The organism is Bacillus sp. AP50 (assembly GCF_040492675.1).
Lineage (GTDB): Bacteria > Bacillota > Bacilli > Bacillales > Bacillaceae_G > Bacillus_A > Bacillus_A cereus.
Genome location: NZ_JBEUTW010000191.1, coordinates 1 through 13,749 on the forward strand (window position 1 = coordinate 1; position 13,749 = coordinate 13,749).

Below are 13,749 nucleotides of genomic sequence, written 5' to 3' on the forward strand. Positions count from 1 at the left end.
CCTTAATAGATGTCTTTTGCTTTAACTTGAACCAACATAATTCCATCAATACTACTTTTACAATAGCAAATATATCAGCAATCTTTCATATCATATTCATTTTAGTATAGATCAGACTGTTTTTAAAACATTCAAATATTTAAAAATATAAATTTAAAATTCCTACCTTAAAAGGGGTCTCGCCACATCGCTATCAAGCTAAGACCATAAAACGTTAATTATAGTAGAGGTTGTTTCTTTTTTTAAAAGCTACGTGTAGGGAATTTAAAGATTTGCATACGAAATAAACCCTAATGGGTTTCAATTTTTTGATTTAAGCCGCTTGATTATCAAACATGGTACAATTGTAAATGACACCTAATATATCAAAGACTGTTTTCTTCTCATATCGATGAGATTTTCTCCCGTTTTGCTGTAGGAGGTTGAACAGGCGAATTAAAATCTTTGATAGCTCTTGGGTGTCTTTCTGTATAGCTTGGAAAATAAGAAGAAAGTAATCTTTAATCATATATATGGCCTTATATTCACTCAGTTCTCGTTTCTTTTTCATAAGAAGCAATTGTCGCATTTGAAACATGGTAGAAGAACAAAGTAAAATGGCAATCAGTTGCCCATACAAATGGCATTCTAATCGTTCTCGTTTTATCTTTTTACAATGATGAATATGAAAGAATGATTTCCACGTTTTAAATAAAAGCTCGATTTGCCAACGTAAAGAATACCAATCATGTACTTGTCCCATCGGGACAATATCTATAGAGGTATTTGTCATATATACATTGATACCGCTAAGTCGTTTACTACGAGCAGAATACTTCATTCCTTTCTTTTTTTCTCTTACAGTTTGATCGTGTAATCGTTTTTGTTGTTGTTCTTTTGTTAGTCGATGAACAATCACACGAGTCGGCACTTTATCAGTCATTCCTACATAAGCGTCAGCTATTTCACATGTTTGTCCTGGTTGAAGAGAGCTCATTAAACCCTCCATATCTATCTGAATATACTCTGTACCTTTCTTAATTCTTCCATCTTGAAAATAATCAGGATTGGGATTTTTTTGATAAATACGTGTATTCGACTTGATACGAGAGATATAGTAAGCCTTTTGGTCTTGTATATGTTTAAGATCTTTCAAATGAAAATACCCTAAATCTCGGATACATAAATCATTCGCTGTCACAGTTGGAACCGTAGGTTCGATCATGTTGTTTACCTGGACCTGTATGGATATGCAGGAACTGGCCACTTAATAGATCATACTCTAGCTGAATCTTCACCCCCGCTGTATGGCTGCATCCTCCTGCACCTGGATAAACAAATGAAAAGGGATCTGGAAGTTGAAATGCAGTTGAATCTAAAATACGAATACGCTTGAAAACAGAAGTATATGGAGAAGGAATAGGTATAGATGAGGCCAATTTTTGGTTTAGTAGTTCAGATAATATGTGTTGTAAAAATTGGACAGCCGCTTTATTAAATCGTTGATTCAGTCCCTCAGGACTGATGAGCACTTCTGTCGATGCTTCTAAACAGCTAGATAACTGGGTTAAAGAAGTTGTAGCGACATTTTGACTCATCCATACACATAAAGCGACTAAATCTTTTGCTTGGTATTTACTGGTTCGTTGTACGAAACCAACATCTCTAGCAAGATCTCGTAAGATATTTGGAGATAAGAATTTTTGAATTTCTTGAGCAAATAGTTGTAATTCATCAGATACAGAAATAGACATACAAAAACGCCATCCTTTCCTATGATTCTACAGAAAGAATAGCGTATTTTTTCATTTTATGGGGTATTTTGTTTTGGTATCTTGATAGCGATGTGGCGGTACCCCACATCCATCAACTTAAGAAAACAAATCAGCCCTAAAACGAAAAAATGAGCTTTTTTATTACAAATTAGCAAAAAATCTTGTTCTGGGGTAGTTGTATTTTTTTAGCTTGATAGCGGTGTGGTGCTACCCCTACGAGTGTTTTTCAGATATTCTGCTTGTGGGAGCAGCAATTCTAACACCAATCAGCAATAAGAGGGCATAGATATATATCCTCTAACTATTGATTAAAGGCGATGGATAACTTGCAATTTGTTAAGACAACCTATGGAAATGCTGCGAGCCAAACAGAGTTAGCGAAATTAGGAAAATGTTTAAAAGCGTTAAGAATTGCTAGGGATACAATAGGCGAGGCGCGTAGTGAATTATCCACTTACGAATAATTATCATAAAAACCAATTAGTATTACATAACATCCTCAGAAGTATATATGAAGTTTAGCGTTTTCTTTATAGTTAAGGAAACAGTAATCTCAAAGATTTCAATTCTAATGTTTGGTACATGCAAGAGGATAGCAAGGAATGGAAGGTAGGAAAGATCAACGCTGTTGAATACATGGACAAGGCTGGCATGAAGAAAGCGACATTTTACAAGAGAATGAAGGAATACGAGGAAATAAAATCCTTAAAACGATATAAAAAGATGTTTTGATTTTAGTGTTTGATATTGCAACCACAGTCATTAGATAGGATATAGTTGTCTGTGTAGCAACGGAACCAAAACTTACATTAAGTATTAGCGAATATTCATTTCATATATTAGTGGATATAAAAGACCGATTTTGAGTGTTATGATGTCCGCTAATGATACTTATAGGACATTGTGAAATCAAAAAACGAGAAGCGTGCGGTCAAAAATCATTTGTGTACCCAAAAATCTATATAATTTTAGTCATTTTCGCCGTTTTTAATGTCCGCTAATGCTTTATAGCGTGATTTGGTTCCATGTGTTACACAAAGGCTTAATTGTAGTATTGCATGCAGATGATACCGGAAAAACATCATTTAATCCGCTTGTTCATATGTGAGTAGTAACTAAAAATATTAACATGAAGTCAACAGGTGTTAAACGAAGAATAGATGAATTAGGGTGGATTGTTCTTCCGAAAGAGTTAAGAACAACGTTAGGAATCTATGCGCTTTATTTTCTTTTTGCACCAGAACCGTCTTTATAAGTTCTATGTCACTATAAAATGATGCATGCAACAAAACTATTTTCTTTATTAATAATAATGGTAATTTTTACACTAGAACTCTTAGTATTGCGTATTAAAGTTCCTCTATTAATATATTTAAAGCTTTTGACTTAATCCTTTCATATTCCATAGCCCCAGCAAGTTCATCAGCAAGTAAAGGCGACTTTCTAACATATCTTTCGCGAATTACATCATACAATTCGTATGGAAATAACATATCAATAAACATAATTTTCTTCTGCTCAGCTGTTAAAGGAGAAACTGACTCATATGCGTTAATCATAATTTTAAATTGGTTTTCATTCCAAACACCAGTTGTATCTAATAGAGGAATAATCATTTTACGCAAGTCTCGAATAGGTAAATCGTAAGAAACCGTATCTAAATCAATTACCCAAATTTGATTACTTGGGTCTAATAAGGAATTTCCTGTTCCATAATCTTGATGACATAAATTTGGGGATGTTTGTAATTCATCAGTCCATTTAGTATATTCAGATTCCAATAGTCTTTGGTGCGTTTGTTTTGCTTCTAAAATAAACGTATCAATTTCGGCCAAGTATAGCTGTGAAAATGGATCATCTGGCATAGTTGCAGATAAAGTTTTCCAAATCTCCATCTGTTGAAATCTTTTAATGTAATGATTGGGCCAACGTCCTAGTTTGGTAAATATAGGTATTCCTGGTGGGGGCTTATAGCCAATAGAGGCTACATGGAAATCTGCTAACCCTTTCATAATCATTTCAAGATCTTCTTGCATTGTAAGCTCAAATGGTCTTCCCTCAATCCAATCATAAACAACAAATAAAAATGGACCATGCTTTGTATACAACTGATTCAATTTGCTTGGAATTATGCTTGGAACACGCATGCCTTTGTTGGCTAGATAATCTTGAGCGTGAATGGAAAATAGAGCTTTTTTTTCGGGGCGATGAATTCTCTTTAAGCAAAAAGGTCCATCTGCAGTTTGAATTTTCCATACTAAGGCCAGTTGTCCACCTTGTATTAATTCGATTGTAGTTGCTTGAATATCCCAATGCTGGATCATTGTCGCTGCCAATTCTACTAGTTTTTGTTCCTCTTCGGGCGATAATGTATACACCGCTTCTTCATTGTTATTCTCCACATATATCACCATCCTTTTATGCTCTCTTATTACTGTATGGTACATGACCATTTTTGTTCTAGCCATTTGCCTTTAAGGAGAAAAAGTACTATTGACTAATTTTCATAATAAAGGATGAAAAAATGGTCGATAAATCACAAACACAAAGTTTTTTTCGTAACATATGAAGAAGGTTGTATTTTTATGAAACAGGGAGGCGTTTTAATGAAAATAGCCATAATTTCGACTGAAAAGCTACCTGTACCAGCTGTACGAGGTGGAGCTATTCAAATTTATATAGATTCTGTTGCTTCCATTATTGCTTCAAATGGAAAAAATGTGACAGTTATTTCTATAACAGATCCAAATTTGAAACCAGAAGAAAAAGACAAAGGCGTAAGGTATATACGGTTTCCAGAAGAGGAATATCTCCATTATGTTATTAAACATTTGAAACAGGAAAAATATGATGTAGTTCATTTATGCAATCGTCCAAAGTGGATTACAATTTTAAGTGAGGCAGCACCACAGACGAAATTTGTGTTAAGTGTGCATAATGAAATGTTTGCATATGAAAAGATAAGTGATGAAGAGGGAGAAGCATGTATTGCAGCTGTTTCAAAAATTGTAACAGTTAGTGATTATATAGGAAGAACAATTACCTCGCGCTTTCAAGCTGCAAAAGCAAAGACGAGAACAGTATATTCTGGTGTAGATGTAAATGAGTACTATCCTTCGTGGACAGTGAATGGAACAAAAGTTAAAAGTCATGTGCAAAAACAGTTGGATTTACAAAATAAAAAAATAGTTTTATTTGTTGGACGCTTGAGTAAAGTAAAAGGTCCTCATATTTTGCTACAAGCTCTTCCTAAAATAATTGAGGAAAATCCAGACATTGTAATGGTTTTTATTGGTTCAAAATGGTTTGGAGATAACAATGTAAATAATTATGTAAAACACTTATATACCTTAGGCGCTATGTTTCCAGAACATGTAGTCTTTATTAAATTTGTTAAGCCAAAGGATATTTCAACACTTTATGCTATGTCAGATATTTTTGTTTGCTCTTCACAGTGGCAAGAGCCCCTTGCTAGGGTGCATTATGAAGCAATGGCAGCAGGTTTACCAATAATTACGAGTAACCGAGGTGGTAATCCTGAAGTAATTGAAGAAGGAAAAAATGGATATATTGTCAATGACTTTGAAAACCCTGATGCATATGCAGAAAAGATAATTAATCTTTTAAATAACGAAAATAAAAGAAAACAGTTAGGGAAATATGGACGTAGTAAGGTTGAAAAAGAATTTAATTGGAACCGAGTTGCTAAGGATTTAATGAAAGTGTATGGGGAAATCTTATAAATTTTAAGAAGGGGATGATTAAAGGTGGAAGAAACAACTGGATTAGAGAGTGAACATTTAAAAAAGGTCCTTAGCTTTTATCCATTTGAAATAAGTAATATTTTTTTACAATCAAGCAGAAGTGGGAGAACAATGTGGGAAGTTGAAACAGAAGAAGGATTAAAAATATTAAAACAAGCACAAATGCACCCCAAAAGGATGCTATTTATTGCTGGAGCACATTTACATCTCCTTCAAAATGGATTGCCAATTACAAAAATTCATAAAACAAAAAGAGGGGGCTTTTGTATTGGATCTAATGAGTATGCGTATGTACTATATGATAAGCATCAAGGGAAAGAAGTCATTTATTATAATAAAGAACAATTAGAGAAGGTACTAATATATGCAGGTAAATTCCATCAAGCATCGGAAGGATATATTCCGATGAAAGAAAGTAAAATTCGGAGTAGATTAGGAAAATGGCATAAATTGTATAGATGGAAATTACAAGAGTTAGAAGGAAACAAAAGAATTGCACTTTCCTTTCCAGATGATGTATTTTCAACTATGTTTTTAGAGTATGTTGATAAGATGTTAGCACGTGGAAAGAAAGCATTACAAGAACTAAATGATCCATATTATGACCAATGGACAAAAGAAGTTATTGCATCTAATAGTTTTTGTCAGCAAGATTTTACCTTAGCGAGGTTTACAGAAATAGATGATGCTATGTTTATGAAAGAGCTACATTCTATTACAAGTGATTTACCAGTGAGGGACCTACGTATTATTTTAAATAAAGTAATGAAAAAAATGTCAGTTTGGGATACTAATTTAGCTATTCATATGTTGAGTGCATATAATTCGGAAAATTCCTTTTCAGAAAAACAATTTCGTGTTCTTTGGACTGATTTATCGTTTCCTCACTTATTCTGTTCAATTGCACATAAATACTATTTAGGACAAAAGCGTTCGTGGTCTGACGAAAAGTATATTTGGGCATTGCAAAATATTATTGCACTTGAAGATTCTAAGGAAGAATTTTTACGGAATTTTTCTGATATTTATCATGAAATCAAGAGCAATAGTGGGGGGAAATAAAATGAGTTCAGAACAAGAAGAGATAGTAATCCCTATTTTAGATTTAGAGAAATTTGTATTTTCTCCACCTGGGCCAATGGGATGGGAATTGTCAGAGTATGAGCAGCAAAAAAATATTGTACTAAATGAATCTTCGGTGCTAGAGAATTTAGCGATTATTAAGGAAGTGGAATTAGAGGAGTTGCCCAAAATCGGATTGCTAGATTTAGAAGAGAAGTTACCACCAAAAACTACAATGATTGATGACGTACAAGATAAAGAGATTCAAGATGTAATAGAGCTGGAAGAACAAAGTGAGGAATTAAATGAGATCGTTTTAACGCAAATAGAAAAGCCAAAAATAAAAGTCACTATTATTACTCCTGATCATCCATTAAAAGGTCCATGGGTATCAAAATTGGTAAATAACGCTAAGGAGAACGATTAATGAAACTTCCGCAAATATATTAATCTTTTTATACTCTTTCAACATAGTATATATAAATCTATATGAAAGGAGTTAGGTAAATGGCTGATGTGAAAAGAGCAAAAATAAAACTAGATGTTGAGAATGGCTTTAGTGTTAATCCTGGTGATGATTTACAAGAAGTTCTAAAATCTCTAGCTGAAGTAATACAATCAGGCATGCATAATGGTGTAGAGGTTGAAATTCAATATGTTGATGAAACAGAAATTACTTTTACAGACGAAGAAGAGGACGAAAAAGACGAAGGCGAAGAAGACGAAGAAGACGAAGAAGACGAAGAAGACGAGGAGGGCGAAGAAGAAGACGCATAAAATAATTGATACTTAAAAACGCTTGGTTTCCCCAAGCGTTTTTTGCTCTCTACATATATAATAGGTGAAAATGTGAACCTTTAAATATAGGAATGGATTGACCCTAGGTAGGCATTAGCCTATATTTTTATTTTATAGTAGAGAAATTTCACAAGGAAATGAGAGGCAATCCATATCAATCGATAAGGTATACAAATTTGCATTTGGCCGAATCAAGGATAAAAAATCTTAATTGCGAGAACAATTATTTTTAGTCATTTTGTATTTAATTGTTTCCTTGTTATATTAAATCATCTGGTTAAAGAAATGGGGAAAAGATTAGCGTAGCATTTTTACTCCATCGAGTTTATCCTATAAAAAATTTTGTACGGAAAGAAAATTGTATTTGTATCAAAAATATTTAATTCTATTTAGCTCTATGTTTAAATTTTGTGGACCTAAACAAAGTGGATAATAATGGTATTTTAAATGATTTGAATTTTGAGAGGGCGTAATAAGTTTTTAGAAGGTTGATTTGTAGATTCAGCGACTTGTTTATATACCTGATCAAGTTTTGTGGCTGTATGTTTAAATGTAAAGTTTTCTTCTACAACCTTTCTTCCGTTTTCAGCAATCCATTGTGCAAATTCTCGTTGGGATAGCAAAGCGTGGACAAGTCTGGCAAACTCCATTGGATTATTATACTGTTCTATTAGGCAGCCGTTATATTCATCTGTTATAACTTCAGCATTTCCCCCACGGTTTGTTGTAATAATTGGGATTCCAGCAGCCATTGCTTCATAATGAACACGTGCCAATGGTTCGTTCCATTGTGAGCTACATATAAATATATCCCCCATTAGAAAAATATTATGAATTTGATCTGCAGGAATAAATTTGGTGAAAATTACGTGTTCTTTAATTGGCCTAGCCATTTTATATAGTCTTTTAACATATTTATTTACTCGGTTATCACTAAACCATTTACCACCAACAATTACAAGTACCGTATCCTTATGTGTTTGAATAATTTTCTTCATAGCATGAATGAGTAAGTCAGGTCCTTTATTTTTGCATAATCGACCAACAAATAAAATCACCTTTTTATCTTGGATACCGTATTTTGTACGATATGCATTTCTTATCTTTTGTCCTGTTGGTGTCCAGATGGAGGGGGATTGTTTTAAATTTACACCAGAGTAAACAATAGAAATCTTTTCTTCAGCTTGTGGAAATCTTTCAATCACAGTTTGTTTAATATAGTTGCTAACGGTCACAATGGCGGTAACCATTTCAAGAATAAGATTGCCTTCATAAATGGATAGTTTATGCTCAGCAAACATATCGTTATGAAGACCTAATACAAATTTACTGTGTGGGGAAGCTTGTTTATATAGAGGTATATTTTTAGGGCGATTAAAGACATGTATAATATCAAAGGCATTGGTTTGGAGTGTTCTTATAACATGCTGTTCATATTCTTTTTGAGGTAAATACACGTAATTGACATTATCTTGTGTTTTTTGATTTGGAAGACTTGGATCTGAAATAGAGAAAATAGTAAGTTCATAATCTTGACTTATATAGGGGGACACCCCATCAATCATCATTTGAATTGCTCCACCTTTAATTGCTGGAGATGGTAATTTTTCTGTACAAATATATGCAATTTTCATAAACTAATCTCCTTTGTATAGTTGTTTTATATAATGAAATTCTGCTTCCAACCCATCGGATAGAGAAACTGTTGGAGAATATTGCAGTAATGTATTGGCCTTAGATATATCTGCCCATGTTTGCTTCGGTTCCCCAGGAACTGATTTTAGAAATTTTTTGGTTGCTGATTTCCCTGATATTTTTTCTAAAATAGAAATGATGTCTAAAATGGAAGCCTGTTCCTTTCCACCGATATTGATAACTTCACCTATTATACTTTTTTTGGTCTCTAAAGCTGCCACCGTTCCTCGTATACAGTCATCAATATAGGTGAAATCGCGTGTTTGTGTTCCATCACCAAATATTGTGAGAGGTTTATCTTCTAAAAGTTGTTTAATTAATCTATGAAATGCCATATCAGGACGTTGTCTTGGCCCATAAACTGTGAAATATCTTAAAATAACAATTGGTATATGAAAATTTTTGTGATAAACATGACATAAGTGTTCACCACTTAATTTGGTAACACCGTATGGAGATAGGGGGGTAGGTAATAAATCTTCAGAAACTGCGCCAGATTTTTCACCGTAAACAGAAGATGTTGATATATGAATAAATTTATCTAATTTTATGTGTTTACAGGATTCAAGCAACTGCTGTGTAACTATTATATTATTTGAAACATAAGTCTGAAAATCTTTTCCCCAACTTGTTCTCACACCAGGAATAGCAGCTAGATGATAAACAACATCTATATCTTGTAATAGTTTTGATAAATCTATATTTAAAATATCTTCTTGTATGAATTGAAAACGTGAATTCAATTCGAGAGATTGTATATTATCTGTCTTTAAAGTGGCTGGAGTAGGACCGATGAAATGATCAATTCCAACTACATGATATGCACTATTTTTAAGTAACGCTTGACACAAATGTGAGCCAATGAAACCAGCGGCTCCTGTTACAAGTATTTTCATGACCGACCCACTCCAATATATTGTAATCCGTATTTTTCTATTTCATCTTTTTCAATGCAATTGCGTCCATCTACGATTGTGCGTCCCTTCATAACTTGTTTGACTTGTTTCCAATTAAGTGTTTTAAATTCATCCCATTCCGTTGCGATAATAATGCAATCGGAATTTGTGATTGAAGTTTCTAGGTTATCATGCTGTGTAACTTGTCTTTTTAAATGTGGAGGAAGAAGAGCTTTGGGGTCATAAGCATGTAGATCATAGCCATGAGGAATTAATTTTTCAAGAAGTATTACGGCAAGGGAGCTACGAATATCATCCGTATTTGGCTTAAATGCAATTCCTAACACCGTTATTTTTTTTGAAAAGGGATTTTTTATAGCTTTTTGAATCTTTTCAACATAGAGATCTATTTGTGTGGAGTTAATGGATTGTACAGCTTGTAAAATAGGAACCGCTACGTGTTTATCACTTGCTGTATAGATGAGTGAATGTAAATCTTTTGGGAAGCATGATCCTCCATATCCCAGTCCCGCCTGAAGAAAATGAGGGTTAATTCGAAAGTCATGGCCAATTCCTTTTGCCACCTCAACAATGTCAATGTTATATGCATCACAAATCCGAGCGATTTCATTTATAAATGATATTTTTGTAGCTAAAAATGCATTGGATGTATATTTAATCATCTCTGCTTCATTTAGACCAGTACAAACAAAAGGAGCACTAATTCCTTTATATATATTCTGCATAATTTTTAACGACTTTTTGTCACCTTTTTGGGTTCCTATAATAGTTCTATCTGGGTGGAGCATATCACGAACAGCAGAACCTTCACGAAGAAATTCAGGATTAGAAACAATATTGAATAGGGATGATGAAACACCAGATTTAATAAGCTTTTCACATATTTGCTGATTTGTACCCGGTGGAACTGTACTTTTGGTAATAATAGTTTTATATGATGTTATAGCTGGAACTAGTAGATCGATAACAGAATAGATATATTTTAAATCCGTCTTTCCACTTGATGTAGAAGGAGTCCCTACAGCAATAAAAATAATGGGCGATTGTCGAATAGTGCTATCAATATCACAACTAAATTGTAATCGTTTTCGATTTTTATGAATAAGTTCTTTTAAATTTGGTTCATAAATGGGGCATTCTCCCTTTTGGAGAGAGTAAATTTTATCTTGATCTTTATCTACGCATATCACATCATGACCTAAGTCTGCTAATACTGCTGCTGATGTAATACCAACATAACCAGAGCCTATAATACATATCTTCATATGCTAATCACCTTTCTAAACTTAGTACTAGTTGTAACAGTATATTGATGGACAAGTTAAATTGGTGACAAGTAAAAGGGCCTATTCATATAAGCAATGAAAGTAGGCAGAAGGTAAAGGCCTCTTTTAATTTCATTATGCGCAGGTACAGAGGGTGCTGAATACATTGTTATAAACAATTGAAGGAGAGAAGATTAGTGATTAAAAAAGCAATTATTCCAGCAGCTGGTTATGGCACTAGGAGCCTTCCAATTACAAAGGTAATTCCAAAAGAAATGTTTCCTATAGGTAATAAACCGGCAATTCATTATATTGTGGAAGAGGCTGTGAAGTCGGGTGTTGAGCAAATATTAATTGTACTTTCTAGCAGAAAGGATTTAATAGTTGATTACTTTGATCAATCATTAGAATTGGAAGCTTTTTTGGAAAAAGAGAAAAAATCGCATCTGTTAAAAGAGCTTACTGTCCCTAAGATTCAAATTCATTATATAAGACAGCCATATGCGAAAGGGCTTGGTGAAGCGATAAAATTAGGTGAAACATTTATTGGTAATGAACCTTTTGCTGTACTTTTACCAGATGATATTGTAGTTTCTGATAAAGAAACCGCTTTAAGCCAGTTAATTAAAATTTATAAAGAGAAGAAAAATAGTGTAATAGGCATTCATAGGGTACCAAATGAATATGTAGAAAAGTATGGTATTATTGCAGGGAATATTGTAAAAGGGGATTGTATAGATGTTACAAATATTGTTGAAAAACCAAAAGTAAATCCTCCATCTAATCTTGCAGTAATAGGTAGATATGTTTTCACACCGGATATCTTTCCATTATTAAAAAATCTTCAACCTGGTGTTGGGGGGGAATATCAATTAACAGATGCGATACATTCTTTAATTATGACTAAAAAAGTATATGGAAAAATGATTAAAGGGAAACGATTTGATATTGGACAAGAAGATGAATATATGCAACTCCTTAACCTTTTATATGCAAAAAATAAAGTAAGCAAATATTGATTTATCATTTTAGCCAAGAAGACTCCTTCCTCAAGGAACGCGAAGTGAGTAGGTGGGAGTTGAATTGGCTTCGAACAAGGGATGGTAAGGAGCCATCTTAATTGTTGGTCATACATAAAGTGTTACTTCACTATCCATCGAATATATGTTCGATGTGTAATGGTCATACAACGAAATGGAGGTGAATCAAATGATAATGAATAAAGCCTATAAGTTTCGTATCTATCCAAATCAAGCACAAGCAATTCCTGAAGATTTGATGAAACATATGTAAAAGTTAAGGGGAATGAGGAATATTTATGTCTTACCTCTGAGTCGATAGGGAGTGGGGGTACAACCGACTTTTACTAATAAAAAAGAAAAAATCATATGACTTCAGAGCGTTTTTTCAAAAAGTCTTGAGGCCTTTTCGGATTTCTTAGCTTTATGCAATTACAATAGGACAGAATGCATATTAACTGATTATAATTGAAGTGCGAAAAAGAGAAAAGAAAACAGACGGTATCTCAATCAGCTAAACAAAATATCTAAATTACATTACGTGTTTCATAAGACTCTTTTTAGGTTTTGTATGTCTAAAGAGTTGTGCGGGTATAGATAAGGAAAGTATTCATAATGGATGCTTTTTTCTTTGTTATATAAAAACTACAGATTAAACGCTTTCAATGGATATATTAGTTATAGTTGGGAAGAATCATCATATAATGATACTGAACGGTTTCCAACATGTTCCCCTATATTTTTTCAAGAGAGAGCACTTATTGGAAGAGTGTGCTCTTTTGTTTTCACTTTTTGGTAAGGACAAGCATATATTGAAACGAAGTACAGGTTTGTAACTTATTTTATTTCAATGCTTATTGAAAACTACTTATCATATTAAGAGAGTCTACTGGCGCAGGTGCTTTCTTTTTGTTGAATAAAATGGACATTTGAGTAGATAATGCTTCCGTGAACTACCCGCCACTTAATGTCCTAGCGGACTGTTTGAAGTGGGGACTTCTTCGTTAATCATTACTTTTGATTAGCTAACGAATTTGTCTTAAGACAGCTGAGCTAACTTGTTTTGTCTTCTAAGTCAATACTAAACCGCTTCAATATGTTCTAGTAAAACAAACGGAAATTCTTCTATTGTATAGTCACGCATTAGAATGTGGCTTTTTTGATTGAAGTGATAAAAGGAATAGACTTTTCTGAAATACGGCTGAAGTCAATGCCGTTGCTATGGGAGTGCAATTCCTACCTAAAATAAAATGACGTTTGTTCTTACTTTATATAAACTTGTGCTCTTTTATAAAGTTTTTTTGCTTACTTCTGCATAAAGAAAAGATAATATACATTGCTTTTTTATATTGATATAACTCTAAAGAAAATGATTAAAGGTTGTATTTATGTCTGTAAATTTTAATTATAAAATATAAAGTGTTCATTTTAACAAAGTAGTTATTTAGTAAGCATAAAAATAGGAGTGCCTAAAG

At 33.3% G+C, this 13,749-nt stretch carries 11 protein-coding genes and 3 pseudogenes; 8 read left to right on the plus strand and 6 right to left on the minus strand.

Going from position 1 to position 13,749, the window contains the following annotated elements:
• Positions 1 to 313: 313 nt before the first annotated feature.
• A pseudogene (locus ABWK52_RS15900) lies at positions 314 to 1,733 on the minus strand (IS4 family transposase).
• 347 nt (positions 1,734 to 2,080) lie between these two features.
• On the opposite strand from ABWK52_RS15900, the gene ABWK52_RS15905 reads away from it, so the two are divergent.
• Both ABWK52_RS15905 and ABWK52_RS15910 read left to right on the plus strand, forming a co-directional pair.
• Positions 2,081 to 2,218 carry a hypothetical protein gene (locus ABWK52_RS15905; RefSeq protein WP_161494515.1) on the plus strand — a complete coding sequence of 46 codons (138 nt, stop codon included), beginning with the start codon at positions 2,081 to 2,083 and terminating at the stop codon, positions 2,216 to 2,218.
• A gap of 665 nt (positions 2,219 to 2,883) precedes the next feature.
• Positions 2,884 to 2,967: pseudogene (locus ABWK52_RS15910) on the plus strand (sporulation protein); the annotation flags it as partial.
• Between the two features lie 136 nt (positions 2,968 to 3,103).
• Here ABWK52_RS15910 and ABWK52_RS15915 read toward each other — a convergent pair.
• Entirely contained in the window at positions 3,104 to 4,207 is a 1,104-nt protein-coding gene (locus ABWK52_RS15915; protein WP_044585215.1) for a CotS family spore coat protein, read from the minus strand.
• Positions 4,208 to 4,360: 153 nt separating this feature from the next.
• Here ABWK52_RS15915 and ABWK52_RS15920 point away from each other — a divergent pair, with 153 nt between their 5' ends.
• The 4 genes from ABWK52_RS15920 to ABWK52_RS15935 all read left to right on the plus strand — a co-directional run bounded on the left by ABWK52_RS15920 (position 4,361) and on the right by ABWK52_RS15935 (position 7,357).
• On the plus strand, positions 4,361 to 5,497 hold the full coding sequence (locus ABWK52_RS15920; RefSeq protein ID WP_098541683.1) for a glycosyltransferase family 4 protein: 1,137 nt from the start codon (positions 4,361 to 4,363) through the stop codon (positions 5,495 to 5,497).
• 24 nt (positions 5,498 to 5,521) lie between these two features.
• Positions 5,522 to 6,580: a spore coat putative kinase CotS gene (cotS, locus tag ABWK52_RS15925; protein WP_000393190.1), complete on the plus strand. Its 1,059-nt coding sequence runs from the start codon at positions 5,522 to 5,524 to the stop codon at positions 6,578 to 6,580.
• 1 nt (position 6,581) lies between these two features.
• On the plus strand, positions 6,582 to 7,007 hold the full coding sequence (locus ABWK52_RS15930) for a hypothetical protein (protein WP_000093658.1): 426 nt from the start codon (positions 6,582 to 6,584) through the stop codon (positions 7,005 to 7,007).
• 80 nt (positions 7,008 to 7,087) lie between these two features.
• The gene (locus tag ABWK52_RS15935; protein ID WP_353771992.1) at positions 7,088 to 7,357 is read left to right on the plus strand and encodes a hypothetical protein; all 270 of its coding nucleotides are present in this window, start codon (positions 7,088 to 7,090) and stop codon (positions 7,355 to 7,357) included.
• 464 nt (positions 7,358 to 7,821) lie between these two features.
• On the opposite strand, the gene ABWK52_RS15940 is transcribed toward ABWK52_RS15935, so the two are convergent.
• The 3 genes from ABWK52_RS15940 to ABWK52_RS15950 are packed head-to-tail and all read right to left on the minus strand — an operon-like array spanning position 7,822 to position 11,255.
• On the minus strand, positions 7,822 to 9,012 hold the full coding sequence (locus ABWK52_RS15940) for a glycosyltransferase family 4 protein (protein ID WP_000686383.1): 1,191 nt from the start codon (positions 9,010 to 9,012) through the stop codon (positions 7,822 to 7,824).
• 3 nt (positions 9,013 to 9,015) lie between these two features.
• Positions 9,016 to 9,969, minus strand: coding sequence for an NAD-dependent epimerase/dehydratase family protein (locus ABWK52_RS15945; protein ID WP_086423099.1), 954 nt, complete (start codon positions 9,967 to 9,969; stop codon positions 9,016 to 9,018).
• The gene (locus ABWK52_RS15950; RefSeq protein ID WP_044585218.1) at positions 9,966 to 11,255 is read right to left on the minus strand and encodes a UDP-glucose dehydrogenase family protein; all 1,290 of its coding nucleotides are present in this window, start codon (positions 11,253 to 11,255) and stop codon (positions 9,966 to 9,968) included. The genes ABWK52_RS15945 and ABWK52_RS15950 overlap by 4 nt, the downstream gene beginning before the upstream one ends.
• A gap of 197 nt (positions 11,256 to 11,452) precedes the next feature.
• On the opposite strand from ABWK52_RS15950, the gene ABWK52_RS15955 reads away from it, so the two are divergent.
• Both ABWK52_RS15955 and ABWK52_RS15960 read left to right on the plus strand, forming a co-directional pair.
• Complete coding sequence (locus ABWK52_RS15955) at positions 11,453 to 12,274, plus strand: UTP--glucose-1-phosphate uridylyltransferase (RefSeq protein ID WP_000591181.1); 822 nt, start codon at positions 11,453 to 11,455, stop codon at positions 12,272 to 12,274.
• Between the two features lie 190 nt (positions 12,275 to 12,464).
• A complete protein-coding gene (locus ABWK52_RS15960) occupies positions 12,465 to 12,548 on the plus strand; it encodes a helix-turn-helix domain-containing protein (RefSeq protein ID WP_323755007.1) in 84 nt (27 codons plus the stop codon).
• Between the two features lie 807 nt (positions 12,549 to 13,355).
• On the opposite strand, the pseudogene ABWK52_RS15965 reads toward ABWK52_RS15960, so the two are convergent.
• Positions 13,356 to 13,510, minus strand: a pseudogene (locus tag ABWK52_RS15965) (DNA repair protein); the annotation flags it as partial.
• Positions 13,511 to 13,749 lie beyond the last annotated feature (239 nt).